Origin of the sequence: Pseudonocardia sp. Ae717_Ps2 (genome assembly GCF_001932475.1) — a bacterium.
Classification (GTDB): Bacteria; Actinomycetota; Actinomycetes; order Mycobacteriales; family Pseudonocardiaceae; genus Pseudonocardia.
This window is the reverse complement of the sequence record NZ_MCIS01000001.1, coordinates 3,279,697-3,300,332: the sequence shown is the minus strand read 5'-3', so window position 1 is coordinate 3,300,332 and position 20,636 is coordinate 3,279,697. Positions and strand designations below refer to the sequence as shown.

The window sequence follows — 20,636 nt, the reverse complement described above, 5'->3', positions numbered from 1 at the left end:
ATCGAGGAGCAGCAGTGCAGGACGAGCAGCAGGACAAGGTCGTCGACCGGCTCCGGCGGGTCGCCGTGGATCTGCGCCGCACCCGCGAGCGGGTGGCGGAGCTGGAGGCGCAGCGCACCGAGCCGCTCGCGATCGTCGGGTCCGGCTGCCGGTTCCCCGGTGGTGTCTCCTCCCCGCAGGAGCTGTGGGAGCTGGTCGCCTCCGGCACCGACGCCACCTCGGCGTTCCCCACCGACCGGGGCTGGGACCTGGGCGCGCCGGAGCTCGACGGGGTCTCCACCCGCGGCGGCTTCCTGGACGACGTCGCCGGTTTCGACGCGGCCCTGTTCGGCATCTCGCCCCGCGAGGCCCTGGGCATGGACCCGCAGCAGCGGCTGCTGCTGGAGGTCACCTGGGAGGCGTGGGAGCGGGCCGGCCTGGACCCGGTCGGGCTGCGCGGCACCGCCACCGGGGTGTTCGTCGGCACGAACGGGCAGGACTACGCCGCGTTGCTCGGTGACGACGAGGGGCACGCCGACACCGGTCTGGTGGCCAGCGTCCTGTCCGGCCGGTTGTCCTACACCTTCGGGCTGGAGGGGCCTGCCGTCACCGTCGACACGGCGTGCTCGTCGTCGCTGGTGGCGTTGCACCTGGCCGCGCAGGCGCTGCGTGCGGGGGAGTGCGATCTCGCCGTCGCCGGCGGTGTCACGGTCCTGTCGACCCCGCACGCGTTCGCCGAGTTCGCCCGGCAGGGCGGCCTGTCCTCCGACGGCCGGTGCAAGGCGTTCTCCGACGACGCCGACGGCGTGGCCTGGTCCGAGGGCGTCGGCATGATCGTGCTGGAGCGGCTGTCGGACGCCCGACGCCTCGGACACGAGGTGCTGGCCGTGGTGCGCGGCTCGGCGGTGAACCAGGACGGTGCGTCGAACGGGTTGACCGCGCCGAACGGCCCGTCGCAGCGGCGGGTGATCCGCTCCGCGCTGGCCGCGGCCGGGCTGGGCCCGGGCGAGGTCGACGTGGTCGAGGCGCACGGCACCGGCACCGCGCTGGGCGACCCGATCGAGGCCCAGGCGCTGCTGGACACCTACGGCGCCCCCGGCCGCGAGACCCCGCTGCTGCTGGGGTCGGTGAAGTCGAACATCGGGCACACCCAGGCCGCCGCCGGCGTGGCCGGGGTGATCAAGATGATCGAGGCGATGCGGCGGGGGATCGTGCCCGCGACCCTGCACGCCGACACCCCGTCGTCGCACGTCGACTGGTCGGCGGGCGCCGTCACGCTGGTGTCGGAGGAGACCGCCTGGCCCCAGACCGGTCACGCCCGCCGGTCCGCGGTGTCGTCGTTCGGGGTGTCCGGGACGAACGCGCACGTCGTCCTGGAGCTCCCCGAGCCCGCTGCCGAGCCGGAGCCGGAGCCGGCCCCGGCACTGCCCGCGACCGCGGCGTGGCCGGTGTCCGCGCGCACGGTGGCCGCGCTCGACGGGCAGGTCGCGCAGATGTCGGTGCTGGACGACCCGCGTCCGGTGGACGTGGCGTTCTCCCTGGCGACGACGCGTGCGGTGTTCGACCAGCGTGCGGTGTTGGTGCACGACGGGACCGGACCGTCGGAGGTCGCGCGGGGCATCGTGGTGTCGGGTGGGACGGCGGTGGTGTTCTCCGGTCAGGGGTCGCAGCGTCCCGGTGCGGGCCGCGGTCTGTATGAGGCGTTCCCGGTGTTCGCGGAGGCGTTCGACGCGGTGCTGTCCGCGCTGGCCGATGCGGACCCGGTCCTGGCGGATCTGGGTGCGGTGGCGTTCTCCGAGGATCCGGCCGCTTTGGATGCGACGGGTGTTGCGCAGCCGGCGTTGTTCGCGTTGCAGGTGGCGCAGTTCCGGCTGTTGGAGTCGTGGGGGGTGCGGGTCGATCGGCTGGCGGGGCATTCGGTGGGGGAGATCGCGGCTGCGCATGTGGCCGGTGTGTTGTCCCTCGGGGATGCTGCGGCGCTGGTGGCGGCGCGGGCGCGTCTGATGCAGGGGTTGCCGTCGGGTGGGGTGATGGTGGCGGTGCAGGCCTCCGAAGCGGAGGTCGTCCCGCTGCTGACCGGTGGGGTGTCGTTGGCGGCGGTGAATGGTCCGTCGTCGGTGGTGCTGTCGGGTGTGGAGGCCGAGGTTGTCGCGGTGGCGGAGGGGTTCCGGCACAAGCGGTTGAACACTTCGCACGCGTTCCACTCGGTGTTGATGGAGCCGGTGCTGGAGGAGTTCCGGACCGTGGTCCGGTCGCTGTCCTTCGACGAGCCTGCGCTGCCGGTGGAGGTGGCCGGTGTGGTCACCGATCCGGAGTTCTGGGTCGCTCATGTGCGGGACACGGTGCGGTTCGCCGATCGGGTTGCTGGGTTGTCGGCTGCGGGTGTGGCCCGGTTCGTGGAGGTGGGGCCGGGTGGTGTGTTGTCGGCGATGCTCGGCGAGCTGGTGCCGGACGCGACGGCGGCACCGGTGCTGCGTGACGGTCGGCCCGAGGACACGGCCGCACTGACGGCGCTGGCCCGGGTGTGGGTGTCCGGTGGCGCGGTCGACTGGACTGCCACCGCATCCGGTGGTCGCGTCGTTGAGTTGCCCACCTACGCTTTCGAGCACCGTCGTTACTGGCCTGCTGTGGGTGGTGGGTCGCGTGACCTGGCTGCTGCGGGGTTGCATGCCGTCGGGCATCCGCTGCTCGGCGCCGCTGTCGACCTCCCCGGCGACGAGACCGTCTACACCGGACGACTCTCCCGGCACACCCACCCCTGGCTCACCGACCACCGCATCCACGGGCACGTCCTCGTACCGGGCGCCGCCGTCGTCGAGGCCCTCTGGCACGCCGGACAGGACACCGGGTGCGACCGCATCGACGACCTCACCCTCACCGCACCGCTGGTCCTCCCCGAGCACGGCGCCGTCGAGATCCAGCTGCACCTCGGGGCCCCCGACACCGACGGCCGACGCAGCGCCGACCTCCACTCCCGGCCCGCGGACCCCGACGCCGACCGCCCCTGGACCCGGCACGCCACCGGCACCATCGCACCCGGCGGCCCCACCCCGGACCACGACACCGCGCCCTGGCCGCCCGCCGACGCCCGGCCCGTCGACCTCGACGGCACCTACGACCGCTTCGCCGCCGACGGGTTCGACTACGGCCCCACCTTCCGCGGCCTGCGTGCCGCCTGGCACCGCGGCGACGACGTCCTCGCCGAGATCGCCCTGCCCCCCGACACCACCGACACCCGCCACCACCTGCACCCCGCCCTGCTCGACGCCGCACTGCACGCCGCGGCGTTCGGCGACGGCGACCGCGGCGGGCTGCCCTTCACCTGGCAGGGCGCCACCCTCCACACCCGCGCCACCGGCACCCTGCGGGTGCGGCTGCGCGCCGACGGCGACACCGTCGCCGTCACCCTCACCGGCACCGACGGCCGCCCCGTCGCCGACGTCGACGCACTCGTCACCCGCCCCGCCACCCTCCCCGGCGCCGACCGGCCCGCCGACGACGCCGTGTTCGTCCTCGACTGGACCCCCACCACCGGCACCGACACCACCCCGGCCCGGATCACCGTCCTCGACCCCGACAGCCCGTCCAGCACCGACACCGACGCCGACCTCGCCGTGCTCGTCGTCGACACCGACACCGACACCGACACCGAGACCGACACCCAGACCGACACCGCCACCGGCACCGACCCGGCCGAACGCGCCCACACCGCCACCCGCACCGTCCTCGCCGCACTGCGCACCTGGACCGGCGACGACGCCCCCGCCGACACCCGGCTCGCCGTCGTCACCCGCGGCGCCACCACCGGCCACGACCTCGCCGCCGCCGCCGTGTGGGGACTCGTCCGCTCCGCACAGAGCGAACACCCCGGCCGCATCGTGCTGCTCGACCTCGACCCGGCCCTCACCGACCACCCGGCGCCCACCGATCCGGCCACGATCGCCACCCCGGCCGTCGCGGCCGCCCTCACCCACGCCCTCATCACCGGCGAGCCGCAGCTCGCCCTGCGCGACGGCACCCTGCTCCTGCCGCGCGTGGCCCGGCACACCACGACATCCGACACCACGACACCCGACACCACCACCGACGGACCCGGCGCCCCCGGCGGATCCGTGCTGATCACCGGCGGCACCGGCGGTCTCGGCGCCCTCGTCGCCCGCCACCTGGCCACCACCCACGACGTCACCGACATCGTCCTGCTCTCGCGCCGCGGCAGCACCGTCGCCGGAACGGACGACCTCGCCGCCGACCTCGCCGCCGCCGGCGCCACGGTCACCGTCGAGACCGGCGACGTCACCGACCGCGCCTTGCTCGACCGCATCGCCGCGACCCACACCGTCGACACCGTCGTGCACGCCGCCGCCGTCCTCGACGACGCCACCGTCGCCGCCCTCGACGACGACCGGCTCCACCGCGTCCTCGCCCCCAAGGTCGACGGCGCCTGGGCCCTGCACGAGACCTTCCCCACCGCCCGGCTCGTGCTGTTCTCCAGTGCCGCCGGGACGCTGGGCAACCCCGGCCAGGCCGCCTACGCCGCGGGCAACGCCTTCCTCGACGCACTCGCCGTCCACCGCACCCGCCACGGTGCTCCCGCCCTGTCGCTGGCCTGGGGCGCCTGGGAACCCTCCGTCGGGCTCGCCGGCAGCCTCGGCGCCACCGACCTCGCCCGCGTCACCCGGGCAGGCACCCCACCGCTGTCGATCGCCGACGGCCTCGCCCTCCTCGACACCGCCCTGTTCGACACCGCCCTCGACACCGCCCCCGCCGACACCACCCCCGTGCTGCTCCCGATGCGCCTGGACCTGCCCGCCCTGCGGGCCCGCACCCGGGTGCACCCGCTCCTCACCGCGCTGACCGGCCCCCGCACCGGCACCCGCCGCCCCGGCCGCCGTGGCGCGCAGCGGACCGGCACCGACCTGCCCGCCCTGCGCACCCTCGTCCGCGGCGCCGTCGCCGACGTCCTCGGGCACACCGACCCGGACGCCGTCGAACCCCGCCGCCCCTTCCAGGAGCAGGGCTTCGACTCGCTCACCGCCGTCGAGCTCCGCAACCGGCTCGCCGAGGCCACCGGCCTCACCCTGCCCAGCACCCTGGTCTTCGACCACCCCACCGCCGACGCCGTCGCCGAGCTGCTCCACTCCCGCCTCGGCGGCGCCGCCACCGCGGCCCCGGCCACCCGCGCCGCCGCCGCGACCGACGACGACCCGATCGTCGTCGTCGGCACCGCCTGCCGGTTCCCCGGCGACGTCGACACCCCCGAGGACCTGTGGCGCCTCGTCGTCGACGGCACCGACGCCGTCACCGGGTTCCCCACCGACCGCGGCTGGCCCGACACCACGGCCGACGACGGCTACTGCCGCCAGGGCGGCTTCCTGCACACCGCCGCCCAGTTCGACCCCGCCTTCTTCGGGATGAGCCCGCGCGAGGCGCTGGCCACCGACCCCCAGCAGCGGCTGCTCCTGCAGACCACCTGGGAGGCGCTCGAACGCGCCGGCATGGACCCGACCGCGCTGCACGGCAGCGCCACCGGCGTGTTCACCGGCGTCATGTACGCCGACTACGCCCAGCTCCTCGCCGCCGACGGGTTCGAGGGCCAGCGCGGCACCGGCAGCTCACCCAGCGTCGCCTCGGGCCGGGTGTCCTACACCTTCGGGTTCGAGGGGCCGGCCGTCACCGTCGACACCGCCTGCTCGTCGTCGCTGGTCGCCCTGCACCTCGCGGCGCAGGCCCTGCGGACCGGCGAGTGCGACGTCGCCCTCGCCGGCGGCGTCACCGTCATGTCCTCGCCGGGGACCTTCACCGAGTTCGCCGTCCAGGGCGGGCTCTCCTCCGACGGGCGCTGCAAGGCCTTCTCCGACGACGCCGACGGCGTCGCCTGGGGCGAGGGCGTCGGCCTCGTCGTCCTGGAGCGGCTGTCGGACGCCCGCCGCCACGGGCACGAGATCCTGGCGGTGCTGCGCGGGTCCGCGGTCAACCAGGACGGTGCGTCGAACGGGTTGACCGCTCCGAACGGCCCGTCGCAGCAGCGGGTGATCCGCGCCGCGCTCGCCGCCGCCGGGCTGACCACCGGCGACGTCGACGTCGTCGAGGCCCACGGCACCGGCACCGCACTGGGCGACCCGATCGAGGCGCAGGCGCTGCTGGCCACCTACGGGCAGGACCGCGACACCCCGCTGCTGCTCGGGTCGGTGAAGTCGAACCTGGGGCACACCCAGGCCGCGGCCGGTGTCGCCGGAGTGATCAAGATGGTGGAGGCGCTGCGGCACGGCACGGTCCCGCCGACCCTGCACGCCGGCACCCCGTCGCGGCACGTCGACTGGACCGCGGGCGCCGTCGAGCTCGCCACCACCCCGCGGGCCTGGCCGGACACCGGCCGCGCCCGCCGTGCCGCGGTGTCCTCGTTCGGGATCAGCGGCACCAACGCCCACGTCGTCCTCGAACAGGCCCCGGCCACCGCCGACAGCGGGCCGGGGGAGCGCACGGTCCCCGCCGTGCTGCCCTGGACCGTCTCGGCCCGCTCCGCCGACGCCCTGGACCGGCAGATCGCCCGGCTCACCAGCGCGGGCACCGACCCGCTCGACACCGCCTGGACCCTCGCCACCCGCCGCGCCCGGCTGCCGCACCGCGCCGTGCTGCTGCACACCGCCGGCGGCGAGCCGGTCGAGGTCGCCCGGGGGATCGCGAGCCCCGGGCCGCTCGCGATGCTGTTCCCCGGGCAGGGCGCCCAGCGCCTCGGCGCCGGCCGCGAGCTGTACGCACGGCACCCGGTCTTCGCCGCGGCGTTCGACGCCGTCGACGCCGAGCTCGACCCGCACCTGGACCGGCCGGTCGCCGAGGCCCTGCACGGCGACGACGCCGCCGCTCTCGACGCCACCGGCGCCGCACAGCCGGCGCTGTTCGCACTCGGCATCGCCCTGCACCGGCTCGTCGAGAGCCTCGGCGTCACCCCCGACGTCGTCGGCGGTCACTCCGTCGGTGAGATCGCCGCCGCCCACGTCGCCGGCGTGCTGTCCCTCGCCGACGCCTGCGCCCTGGTCGGCGCCCGCGCCCGGCTCATGCAGGCCCTGCCCACCGGCGGGGCCATGCTCGCCGTCCGCGCGAGCGAGGACGAGATCCGCCCGCTGCTCACCCCCGGCGTCGCGATCGCGGCGGTCAACGGCCCCGACTCGGTCGTGGTGTCCGGCGACGAGGACGAGGCGCTCGCCGTCGCCGCGGGATTCCGGCACCGGCGGCTCGCCGTGTCGCACGCCTTCCACTCGCCGCTGATGGAGCCGATGCTCGACCGGTTCGCCGCCGTCGCCGCCGACCTGGACCCGGCGGAGCCGCTGCTGCCGCTGCTGTCCAACCGGACCGGCCGGATCGCCGACCCCGGCCACGTCACCGACCCCGGCTACTGGGTCGCCCACGTCCGCGACACCGTCCGGTTCGCCGACATGGCCGAGACCCTCACCGCCCGCGGCGTCACCCGGGTTCTCGAGCTCGGACCGGACGCGACCCTGTCCGGGATGCTGCCCGAGGGCTTCGACGCGGTCCCCGTGCTGCGGGCCGGACGGGACGAGACCCACACCCTGCTCACCGCGCTGGCCCGGCTCGACGTCCGCGGCACCGACGTCGACTGGGCCGCCCTGCTGCGCCCCGCCGGCGCCCGCCCCGTCCGCCTGCCCACCCACCCGTTCGCCCGGCAGACGTTCTGGCCCGCCGCCACCGGCGGCGCCGACGTGGCCGCCGCAGGCCTGCGCGCCACCGGACACCCGCTGCTCGGCGCCGTCGTGCCCGTCGCCGAGGACGGCACCGCCGTCCTCACCGGACGCATCTCCACCGCCACCCACCCGTGGCTGGCCGAGCACACCGTGCACGGCGCCACCGTGCTGCCCGGGTCCGCGCTGGTCGACCTCGCACTGCACGCCGGGACCGAGCTCGACCTCCCGGCGCTGGCCGAGCTCACCCTGCTCGCCCCGCTGGTCCTGCCCGAGCGCGGCGCGCTGGTCCTGCAGCTCGCCGTCGCCCCGGCCCGCGCCGACGGCACCCGCCCCCTGGGGATCCACTCCCGCCCCGACGGCACCGACGCGCCGTGGACCCGGCACGCCGACGGCGTCCTCACCGCCGCAGGCACCACCGTCCCGGCCGACCTGAGCGCCTGGCCGCCCGCCGGGGCCACCCCGATCCCGGTCGACGACGCCTACGACGTCCTCGCCGACGCGGGTCTCGGCTACGGCCCCGCGTTCCGGGCACTCACCGCGGCCTGGTCCGACGGTGAGGACCTCCTCGCCGAGATCACCACCCCGGCCCCGCCCGCGGGGTTCGGCGTGCACCCGGCCCTGCTCGACGCCGCCATGCACGCCGCGCTCCTGCGCGGCGCCCGCTCCGGCGCGGACGAGGTGGAGATCCCGTTCGCCTGGGGCGACGTCACCCTGCACGCCACCGGCGCGTCCGCGGCCCGCGTGCGGCTCGTGCGCTCCGGCGCCGGGCGCCGCCTCGACCTCGCCGACACCGCGGGACGCCCCGTCCTCACCGTCGGCACCGTCACATCCCGCCCCGCCGCAGCGCAGCGGTTCACCGCCCCGGTCGCTCCGCTGTACGGCGTCGACTGGCGCCGCGCGACGCTCACTCCCTCCACCGACACCACCGGCACCTGGGAGACGGCGGTCGGGCACGACAGTGCTGCCGGCGGGGCCGCCGACCATGAGGTCCCGCCGGTCGTGCTGCTGACCGTCCCCGCCACCCCGGACGGCGCCGACGTCCCCGCCACCCTGCGCGAGCGGCTCACGACCGTGCTCGCCGCCCTGCAGCAGTGGACCACCGACGCGCGGCTCGCCGCGTCCCGGCTCGTCGTCGCCACCCGCGGCGGCGTGCCCGCCCCGACCACGTCCGGCCACGACACCGACCCCGTCGCTGCCGCCGTCTGGGGCCTGGTGCGCGGAGCGCAGGCCGAGCACCCCGGCCGCGTCGTGCTCCTCGACCTCGACCCGGCCGTCGCGACGTCCACGCCGACCGAGGCCGAGGCCGCCGCGGCCGCCGCGGTCGCCGCGTCCGGCGAGCCCGAGGCCGCCGTCCGCGACGGCGCCGTCCTCGTGCCCCGGGTGACCGCGCTGCCCGCCCCCGACGGCGAGAGCGCCCCGGCACTCGACCCCGACGCCACCGTGCTCGTCACCGGCGGCACCGGCGGCCTGGGCGCGGTCGTCGCCCGGCATCTGGTCACCGACCGCGGCGCGCGGCACCTGCTGCTCACCGGCCGACGCGGACCGGACGCCCCCGGCGCCCGCGAGCTCGCCGAGGAGCTCACCGCCCTGGGTGCGCAGGTCCGGGTGGTGGCCTGCGACGCCGGTGACCGGGCCGCGCTCGCGGCCCTGCTGGACGGGCTCGACCGGCCGCTGACCGCCGTCGTGCACGCCGCGGGCACCGGCGACGCCGGCCTGCTCGCCGACCTGGGGCCCGACCGCCTCGACGCCGTCCTCGCCCCGAAGGCCGACGCGGCCTGGCACCTGCACGAGCTCACCGCCGACGCCGACCTGGCCGCGTTCGTGCTGCTGTCCTCGGCGGGCGGCTCGGTGCTCGCCGCCGGGCAGGCCGGCTACGCCGCCGCGAACACCTTCCTCGACGGCCTCGCCGCACACCGCCTCGCCTGCGGCAGACCGGCGACCGCCGTCGCGTTCTCGCTCTGGGACGTCGGCGCCGGCCTCGGCGCGCGGCTCGGCGACGCCGACCGGACCCGGCTCGCCACCCAGGGACTGCCCGCCGTCGGCGCCGACGAGGGACTGGCCCTGTTCTCCGCCGCACTCGACACACCCCGGTCGCTGGCCCTGGCCATGACCGTCGACCGTGCCGCGCTGCGTGCCCGCACCGACGGCGTCCCGGCGCTGCTGCGCGATCTCGCCCCGGGCCGTCGCACCGCCGCCACCCGCAGCGGCACCGCCGACGCCCGCGGGGAGCTCACCGCCCGGCTCGCCGGGACGGGGGCCGCCGAACGGCAGCACACCGTCCTGCAGCTCGTGCGCACCGAGGTCGCCGGCGTCCTCGGGCATCCCGGCCCGGACGCCGTCGAACCGACCCGCGCCTTCTCCGAGCTCGGCTTCGACTCGCTCGCCGCGATCGAGCTGCGCAACCGGCTCGAGGCCGCGACCGGGCTCTCCCTGCCCGCCACGCTCGCCTTCGACCACCCGGACGCCACCGCCGTCGCGACCGCGCTGCTCACCGACCTCGCCGCCGACCTCGGCGGCGCGGACCTCGGCACCGCCGCGGCTGGCACCCGCCGGGACCGCCCCGCGCGCACCACGACCGACGACGAGCCGATCGCCGTCATCGGCATGTCCTGCCGCTACCCGGGCGGGGTCACCTCACCCGCCGGTCTGTGGGACCTCGTCGCCGCCGGGGCCGAGACCGTCGGCGACTGGCCCGCCGACCGCGGCTGGGACCCCGGCCTGTACGACCCCGAGCCGGGCGTCGAGGGCCGCAGCTACACCCGCCGCGGCAGCTTCCTGCACGACGCCGCCGACTTCGACGCCGACTTCTTCGGCATCTCCCCGCGCGAGGCGCTCTACTCCGACCCGCAGCAGCGGCTGCTGATGGAGACCTCGTGGGAGGCGCTGGAGGCCGCCGGCATCCCGCCCGCGTCGCTGCGCGGCTCGCGCACCGGCGTGTTCACCGGCGTCATGTACCACGACTACGCACTCGGCGTGTCCGCGTCGGGAACCTCCGGTGGCTCGGTCGTCTCCGGACGGATCGCCTACACCCACGGGTGGGAGGGCCCGGCCGTCACCGTCGACACCGCCTGCTCCTCCTCGCTGGTCGCGCTGCACCTGGCCGTGACGGCGCTGCGCTCCGGTGAGTGCGACCTGGCCGTGGCCGGCGGCGCCACGGTGATGGCGACCCCGGGTATGTTCGTGGACTTCTCCCGCCAGCGCGGGCTGTCCGCCGACGGGCGGTGCAAGGCGTTCTCCGACGACGCCGACGGCGTCGCCTGGGGCGAGGGAGCCGGGGTGCTGCTCGTCGAGCGGCTCTCCGACGCCCGCCGCAACGGCCACCCCGTGCTCGCCGTCGTCCGGGCCACCGCGGTCAACTCCGACGGCGCCTCCAACGGGTTCACCGCTCCCAACGGGCCCTCCCAGCAGCGGCTGATCCGCACCGCACTCGCCTCCGCCGGCCTGACCAGCGGCGACGTCGACGTCGTCGAGGCCCACGGCACCGGCACCACCCTCGGCGACCCGATCGAGGCCCAGGCCCTGCTCGCCACCTACGGCCAGGACCGTGAGACCCCGGTGCTGCTCGGCACCGTCAAGTCCAACATCGGCCACACCCAGGCCGCAGCCGGCGTCGCCGGGATGATCAAGATGATCGAGGCGATGCGTCGGGGCACCGTGCCCGCGACGCTGCACGCCGGCACCCCGTCCTCGCACGTGGACTGGTCCTCCGGCGCGGTCGAGCTGGTCACCGCGGCGACGCCGTGGCCGGACACCGGCCGGGCCCGCCGGTCGGCGGTGTCGTCGTTCGGGCTGTCGGGCACCAACGCGCACGTCATCCTCGAACACGAGCCCGAACCCACGACCCCGGACTCCGGCGCGCCCGCTCCGCAGCAGCGCACCGGCACCCGGCCCTGGACCCTGTCCGCCGCCGACCCGGACGCGCTGCGCGCTCAGGCCGCCCGGCTGCTCGCCCACGTCGACGGCGCCACCACCGCCGACAGCACCGACAGCACCGACACCCGGATCGAGCCGGTCGACATCGCGTTCTCGCTGGCCACCACTCGCGCGGCGCTGACCCACCGCGCGGTCCTCGACCCCGCGGACCCGGTCGCCGCGCTGCGCGGCCTGGCCGACGGCACACCCACCCCGGGCACCGTCCTCGAGACCGCCACCGCCGGTCCGCCGGCCATGGTGTTCTCCGGCCAGGGCGCCCAGCGCCTCGGTGCCGGACGCACCCTGCACCGCCGCTTCCCGGCGTTCGCGGCCGCGTTCGACGAGGTCGCCGCCGCGCTGGACCGCCACCTCGACCGCCCGCTCACCGAGGTGCTGTGGGGCGACGACGCGGCGGCACTGGACGACACCGCGCTGGCTCAGCCCGCGCTGTTCGCCGTCGAGGTCGCGCTGTACCGGCTGCTGGAGTCGTGGGGCGTCACCCCCGGTGTGCTCGCCGGGCACTCCCTCGGCGGGATCACCGCCGCCCACCTCGCCGGCGTGTTCGACCTGCCCGACGCCGCCGCGTTCGTCGTCGCGCGGGCCCGGCTGATGGCCGCCCTCCCCGCCGGCGGGGTGATGGTGTCGGTGCGTGCCGGTGAGGCCGCCGTCGCCGACCGCCTCGGCGACGGTGTGGAGCTCGCCGCGGTCAACGCCCCGGACGCCGTCGTGCTGTCCGGGCCCGCCGCGAGCGTGCTCCCCGCGGTGGCCGACCTGCGGCACCGGCAGCTCTCCGTGTCGCACGCCTTCCACTCCGCGGCGATGGAACCGATGCTCGACGACCTGCGCGCCGTGGTCGACCGGCTCACCCTCCACGAGCCGGCGCTGCCGCTGGTCTCCGACGTCACCGGGCGGCTCGTGACCGCCGGGCAGGTCACCACCCCCGACTACTGGGTCGAGCAGGTCCGCCGCCCCGTCCGGTTCGCCGACGCCGTCGGCGCGCTCGCCGCGCACGGCGCCGCGGCCGTGCTCGAGGTCGGCCCGGACGCCACGCTGACCGGTGCCGCGGCCGCCACCCTGCCGACGGGCGTCCCCGCCGTCGCCGCGCTGCGCGCCGGCCGCGACGAGGAGGACTCCGTCGTCGCGGCCGCGTTCCGGCTGCACGCCCGAGGGATCCCCGTCGACCTCGCCGCCCTCTTCGAGGGCACCGGGGCCCGGCGCACCACGCTGCCCACCTACGCGTTCCGGCACCAGCGGTTCTGGCTGCCCGCCGGCACCACCGGGGCGGGCCTGGACAGCGCCGGACTGACCGACGCCGACCACCCGGTCCTCGCCGCGGTCGTCCCCGCCGCCGACGGCGGCGGCACCACCCTGACCGGCCGGATCTCGACCGCGTCGCACCCGTGGGTCGCCGACCACACCGTGCTGGGGTCGGTGCTGGTGCCCGGCAGCGCCCTGGTCGAGCTCGTCCTGCGGGCCGGCGACGAGACCGGCTCCGGTGTGCTGCACGAGCTGACCCTCGACGCCCCGCTGCCCCTGCCCGACGACACCGCCCGGATCCTGCAGGTCACCGTCGGCACCGCCGACGAGCGCGGTCGCCGCCCGGTGACCGTCCACTCCCGCGCCGACGAGCCGGGCGAGCCCTGGGTCCGGCACGCCACCGGACTGCTGGGCACCGGCGCGACGCCGGGATGCACCCCGTCGCCGACGGCAGGCACCACCGAGTGGCCGCCCGCCGACGCCGTCGCGCTGCCCGTCGACTACGACCGACTCGCCACCCGCGGGTTCGACTACGGGCCGCTGCTGCGCGGCCTCACCGCGGCCTGGCAGCGCGGCGACGAGCTGTTCGCCGAGGTCGAGCTGCCCGGCGGGGACCCCGGGCCCGGGGGCACCGGGTACGGGATCCACCCGGCGCTGCTCGACGCCGCCATGCACGTGGCGATCCTCGCCGGGGAGGGCGAGCAGGCCGTCATCCCGTTCTCCTGGTCGGGAGTGGCGCTGCACGCGGTCGGCGCGACCCGGGTGCGGGTCCGCCTCGTCCGCACCTCCGCGACCGCGTTCACGCTGGAGATCACCGACGCCGCCGGGCGCCCGGTGCTCGACGTCGCGACGATGACCGGCCGCCCGGTCGACCCGGCCGCCCTCGCCGCGCCGCGCGGTGGCCTGCACGCCGTCGTGTGGCAGCCCCTCGCGCCGGTCGCCGGCGCCCCCGCCGCCGGCGGGTCCGTCGCGACCTGGGAGGCGGGCGGCGTCCCCACGGAGCCGGTTCCCCCGGTGGTCGTGCTGTCCGTCCCGGCCGCACCCGCCGACGTCGACGTCCCGGCCGCGGTCCGCGCGACCCTGGCCGCGGTGCTCGACACCGTTGGTGCCTGGCTGACCGACGAGCGCTGCTCGGGATCCACCCTGGTCGTGCGCACCCGCGGCGCCGTCCCCGCCGGTCCCGGGGGCGGGGACGACACCGATGTCGTGACCGCCCCGGTCTGGGGCCTGCTGCGCGCCGCCCAGGCCGAGAACCCCGGCCGGTTCGTGCTGCTCGACGCCGACCCCGACGCCCCTGACCCCGACGACGCCACCGTCGCCGGTGCCGTCGCGCTCGACGAGCCCGAGCTGGCGCTGCGCGACGGGACCCTGCTGGTGCCGCGGCTGCGGCCGGTCACCGTCGACCCGGACGCGGCCGGCCCGGCGTTCGACCCGGACGGCACCGTCCTGGTCACCGGCGGCACCGGCGGGCTCGGCGCCGTCATGGCCCGCCGGCTGGTCACCACGCACGGCGTGCGCCGGCTCGTGCTGGCCGGTCGTCGCGGCCCGGCAGCCCCCGGCGCCGCCGAGCTCGTCGCCGAGCTCGCCGCGCTGGGCGCCACCGCCGACGTCGTGGCCTGCGACGTCGCCGACCGCGCGGCCCTCGCCGCCCTCCTCGACGGTCTGGACACCCCGCTCACCGGGGTCGTGCACGCCGCCGGTGTCGGCGACAACGGCCTGGTCACCACCATGACCCCGGAGCGCCTCGACGGGCTCCTCGCGGCGAAGGCCGACGCCGCCTGGTACCTGCACGAGCTCACCGCGGGTGCCGACCTGGCCGCGTTCGTCCTGGTCTCCTCGGCGGGTGGGCAGGTGCTCGCCGCCGGGCAGGGCGGGTACGCCGCCGCGAACGTGTTCCTCGACGCCCTCGCCGCGCACCGGCACGCCGCGGGACTCCCGGCCACCGCCACCGCGTTCTCCCTGTGGGACGTCGGCGCCGGACTCGGCGCCTGGCTGTCCGACGCCGACCGGGCGCGGATGGTCGCCCACGGCGTCCCGCCGGTCGGGAAGGAGGACGGCGAGCTGCTGTTCTCCGCGGCGCTCGCCGCCGACGTCCCCGTCGTCGCACCGATGATCGTGGACCGGCGGGCCGTCCGGGCCCGCACCGACACCGTGCCCGCCCTGCTGCGCGACACCGCGGGCACGACCCGCCGCCGCACCGCCGACACCGGCGCCGCGGCGCTGACCGGGAGCCTCGCCGGCCTCGACGCCGACGCCCGCGCCGCCGCGCTGCTGACCCTGGTGCGGGAGCGTGTCGCGTCGGCCCTCGGCCATGCCCATGCCGAGGCCGTCGACCCGGACCGGTCGTTCAACGACCTCGGGTTCGACTCGCTCGCCGCGATCGAGCTGCGGAACCACCTGCAGACCGTCACCGGTCTGGACCTTCCCGCGACACTGGTGTTCGACCACCCGAACGCCACCGCGCTGGCCCGCCACCTCGACGCCGAGCTGTCCGGCACCACCGACGCGGTGCCCGGCCCCCGTACCCGGGCCACCCTGGCGACCGGCGACGACCCGGTCGTCGTGGTCGGCACCGCCTGCCGGTTCCCCGGCGGGGTCGCCTCGCCCGAGGACCTGTGGCGGCTCGTCGACAGCGGCACCGACGCGATCTCCGGGTTCCCGACCGACCGTGGCTGGGACCTCGCCGCGCTCTACCACCCGGACCCGGACCACCCCGGCACGGCCTACACCCGCCACGGCGGCTTCCTGCACGACGCCGGGGACTTCGACCCCGCGTTCTTCGGGATGAGCCCGCGCGAGGCGGTCGGCACCGACGTGCAGCACCGCCTGCTGCTGGAGACCACCTGGGAGGCCGTCGAGAACGCCGGGATCGACCCGGCTGCGTTGCGCGGTTCGCGGACCGGGGTGTTCACCGGCGTCATGTACAACGACTACGCCACCCTGCTCGACGGCTCCGACGCCGGGACCCAGGTCACCGGCAGCTCCGGCAGCGTCGCGTCCGGCCGGGTGTCCTACACCTTCGGTTTCGAGGGGCCCGCGGTCACCGTCGACACCGCCTGCTCGTCGTCGCTGGTCGCCCTGCACCTGGCGGCGCAGGCGCTGCGTGCGGGGGAGTCCGATCTCGCCGTCGCCGGCGGGGTGACCGTCATGTCCGCCCCTGGTGCGCTGATCGGGTTCTCACGTCAGCGGGGCCTGTCCGTCGACGGCCGGTGCAAGGCGTTCTCCGACGACGCCGACGGTGTCGGGTGGGGTGAGGGTGTCGGTCTGGTCGTGTTGGAGCGGCTGTCGGACGCCCGCCGCCACGGGCACGAGGTCCTGGCGGTGCTGCGCGGGTCGGCGGTGAACCAGGACGGTGCGTCGAACGGGTTGACCGCTCCGAACGGCCCGTCGCAGCAGCGGGTGATCCGCGCCGCGCTCGCCGCAGCGGGGCTGAGCACCGGCGACGTCGACGTGGTCGAGGGCCACGGCACCGGTACCGCGCTGGGTGACCCGATCGAGGCGCAGGCGTTGCTGGCGACCTACGGGCGGGACCGTGAGGTCCCGTTGCTGTTGGGGTCGGTGAAGTCGAACATCGGGCACACCCAGGCCGCCGCGGGTGTGGCCGGGGTGATCAAGATGGTGGAGGCGATGCGGCGGGGGACCGTGCCGGCCACCCTGCACGCGGGCACCCCGTCGTCGCACGTGGACTGGTCCGCGGGCGCGGTCGAGCTGGTCGCCGAGCCGACCGCCTGGCCGGAGACCGGCCGGGCCCGCCGGGCTGCGGTGTCCTCGTTCGGGATCAGCGGCACCAACGCCCACGTGATCCTGGAGCAGGCCGCCCCCGCCGACACCCCTGAGCCGGCTGTCGAGCCGGCGGGTGTCGTCGCGTGGCCGCTGTCGGCCCGTACCTCCGGTGCTCTGGACGGGCAGGCCGCCCGGATGTCGGCGCTGGACGACCCGCGTCCGGTGGATGTGGCGTTCTCCCTGGCCACCACGCGTGCGGTGTTCGATCACCGTGCGGTGTTGCTGCACGACGGGACGGGGCCGTCGGAGGTTGCGCGGGGCGCTGTCGTGCCGGGTGGCACCGCGGTGGTGTTCTCGGGTCAGGGTTCGCAGCGTCCGGGTGCGGGTCGTGGTCTGTACGAGGCGTTCCCGGTGTTCGCGGAGGCGTTCGATGCGGTGCTGGCTGAGCTGGCCGATGCGGACCCGGCGCTGACGGATCTGGGTGCGGTCGTGTTCTCCGACGACCCCGCTGCCCTGGATGCGACCGGTGTCGCCCAGCCTGCGTTGTTCGCCCTGCAGGTGGCGCAGTTCCGGTTGTTGGAGTCGTGGGGGGTCCGTCCGGATCGGCTCGCGGGGCATTCGGTGGGGGAGATCGCCGCTGCGCATGTGGCGGGTGTGTTGTCCCTGCCTGATGCTGCGGTGTTGGTGGCGGCGCGGGCGCGGTTGATGCAGGCGCTGCCGTCGGGTGGGGTGATGGTGGCGGTGCAGGCCTCCGAAGCGGAGGTCGTCCCGCTGCTGACCGGTGGGGTGTCGTTGGCGGCGGTGAACGGTCCGTCGTCGGTGGTGCTGTCGGGTGTGGAGGCCGAGGTTCTGGCGGTGGTGGAGGGGTTCCGTCACAAGCGGTTGAACACCTCGCACGCGTTCCATTCGGTGTTGATGGAGCCGATGGCGGAGGACTTCCGCGCCGTCGTCGGATCGCTGACCTTCGACGAGCCGGAGCTGCCGATCGAGGTCGGCGGCGAGGCGACCGCCAAGGTCACCGACCCGGAGTACTGGGTCGCGCACGTCCAGGACACGGTCCGGTTCGCCGACCGGGTCACCGCGCTGACCGAGGCCGGGGTGACCCGCTTCCTGGAGGCGGGACCCGGCGGAGTCCTCACCGCGATGCTCGCCGACCTCGTACCGGACGCGGCCGCCGCACCGCTGCTGCGCGACGGCCGGGCCGAGGACGCCACTGCGCTCACCGCGCTCGCCCGGCTCTGGACCGCGGGCGGCACCGTCGACTGGGCCGCGACCGCCCCCGGCGGGCGACGCACCGCACTGCCCTCCTACGCCTTCGAGCACCGCCGGTACTGGCCGTCGCCGTCGGCCCTGCCCCGCGACGCCGACGGGCTCGGGCTGAGCACCGCCGGGCACCCGCTGCTCGGCGCGGCCGTCGACCTGGCCGGGTCCGACGCGGTCGTGTTCACCAGCCGGCTCTCCGCGGGCACCCACCCCTGGATCGCCGACCACGTCGTCGCCGGCGCGACCCTGCTGCCCGGCACCGCGTTCGTCGAGCTCGCGGCCCGCGCCGGGGACCGGCTCGGCTGCCCGCACATCGACGAGCTGACCCTGGCCGCCCCGCTGGTCGTCCCCGACGGCGGGATCCGGCTGCAGGTCACCGTCGCCGAGCCCGGCGCGGACGGCCGGCGCACCGTCGCCGTCCACTCCCGCCCGGGCGGCGACGACCCCTGGACGCTGCACGCCGAGGGCCTGCTGGCCCCGGCGGGCACCGGCGGGACGCCGGGCGACACCGCGAACGCCCCGGTCGGTGCCGTCCCGGTCCCGCTCGACGGCGGCTACGACGTCCTCGCCGACCGCGGCTTCGCCTACGGCCCCGCCTTCCGGGCGCTGACCTCCGCCTGGCGCGACGGCGACGACGTCTACGCCGAGGTCCGGCTCCCCGAGGACGTCCGGGACGCCGCCTACGGCGTGCACCCGGCGTTGCTCGACGCCGTCCTCCACGCCTGGATGCTCTCCGGCGACGGATCCGGTGGAGCGGGCGGTCTGCCCTTCGCCTGGAGCGGGGTCACCGTGCACCGCTCCGGGACCGGTGCGGCGCTGGCCCGGCTGCGCCCCACCGGCGACGCCATGTCGGTGCTGGTCACCGACGCCACCGGCGCGCCCGTGGTCACCGTCGACCGGCTCACCGTGCGCCCGCTGGACCCCTCCCGGCTGGGCGGCGCACCGACGGCCTACCTCGTCGAGCACGTCGAGGTCCCCGGCGGCGGGACCGGCACCACGGGCCCCGTCACCCTGGTCGGGCCTGACCCGTTCGCGCTCGCCGGACTGTCCTGGGTGGACATCCACGACACCGACCCGGCCGCGCTCACCACCACCGGCGGCGGCACCGTCCTCGTCGCACTCGACGCCGGCCCCGAGGGCACCGAGGCCACACGAGCGCACGCACTCACCCGGCGCGCGCTGGCGTTGCTCCAGGAGTGGGCCGCACACGACGGCGACGGACGCCTCGTCGTCGTCACCCGGGGCGACGACCCGGCCGTGGCCGCCGTGCGCGGCCTGGTCCGCTCCGCGGCGTCGGAGCACCCGGGCCGGATCGGCCTGCTCGACCTCGACCCGGACACGGCACCCGGAGACACGGAGGCCCGCGCACTCACGGTCGGCGAACCGGAGACCCGGGTCCGCGACGGGCAGGTCCGCGTGCCCCGTCTCGTCCGCACCGAGCTGCCCACGGGCACCGACCCGTGGCGGGACGCCGACGTCCTGCTCACCGGCGCGACCGGCGGCCTCGGCCGTGCCGTCGCCCGGCACCTGGCCGAGCGCGGGGCGCGGACGCTGGTGCTGCTCAGCCGGCGCGGACCCGACGCCGCCGGCGCCGCCGAACTGCTGGACGAGGTCCGTGCGCTCGGCACCGGGGCCACGCTGCTCGCCTGCGACGCGGCCGACCGCGCCGCGCTGGCCCGCGTCCTCGACGAGCACCCGGTCACCGCCGTCGTGCACGCCGCGGGCGTCCTGGACGACGCGACGCTCGCCGGGCTCACCCCCGAGCGGGTGCGGGACGTCCTGCGGCCCAAGGTCGACGCCGCCTGGAACCTGCACGAGCTGGCGACCGGCGTCGACACCTTCGTGCTGTTCTCCTCGGCCGTCGGCACCTTCGGCAACCCCGGACAGGGCAACTACGCCGCGGGCAACGCGTTCCTCGACGCGCTCGCCGCGGGCCGTCGTGCCGCGGGCCTCCCCGCCGTCTCGCTGGCCTGGGGAACCTGGCGGGGGCCCGGCATGCTCGACGACGTCGCCGCCGAGCGGCTCGCCCGCGCGGGACTGCCGCCGCTGCCGGTCGAGCAGGGCCTCGCCCTGCTCGACGCCGGCGCCGCGGCCGGGTCCGCCGTCGTGCTGCCGCTGCAGCTCGACACCGCCGCGGTCGCCGCCCGCGGCGAGGTGCCACCGCTGCTGCGGGGGCTGGTCCGGCCCCGCAGCGACGCCGGCGGCGCCCCCGACCCGGCCCGGGCCGCCGAGCTGCTGGCCCGGCTCACCGCGGCCGACGCCGGCACCCGCACCCGCATCGTGGAGACGCTGATCGGGGAGCGGGCCGCCGAGGTGCTCGGCCACGGCGACGCGTCCGCGATCGGACCGGACCGGGCGTTCACCGACCTCGGGTTCGACTCGCTCACCGCGGTCGAGCTGCGCAACCGGCTCTCCGCCGAGACCGGACTGCGGCTCGCCGCGACGCTGGTGTTCGACTTCCCGACCCCCGCCGAGCTCGCCGCGCACGTCCTCGACCAGCTGGACCTCGACCCGCCGTCGGCGGCCGAGACCCTGCTCGACGAGCTCGACCGGCTCGAACGGGCCCTGGCCGGGATCGAGGCCGACGACCGGCTGCACCGCACCGTCACCGGCCGGCTCGACGCGCTGCGCGACCGCTGGGCCGATGTGCGCCACGCCCGCGACGGCGCGAGCGCGGGCTCGGTCGACCTCGCCGACGCCACCGACGACGAGATGTTCGCCCTGCTCGACCAGGAGCTCGGCGACGGGTGAGCGATCCGGGTCGCGCGGCGCCCCGTACTAGGCGATTCCGGGGCGCCGCGG

1 protein-coding gene is annotated in these 20,636 nt (G+C 76.7%); it reads left to right on the top strand.

What is annotated here, in order from left to right; all coding sequences use genetic code 11:
- Window positions 1-14 precede the first annotated feature (14 nt).
- A complete protein-coding gene (locus Ae717Ps2_RS15155) occupies window positions 15-20,585 on the top strand; it encodes a type I polyketide synthase (RefSeq protein WP_075333530.1) in 20,571 nt (6,856 codons plus the stop codon).
- Window positions 20,586-20,636 lie beyond the last annotated feature (51 nt).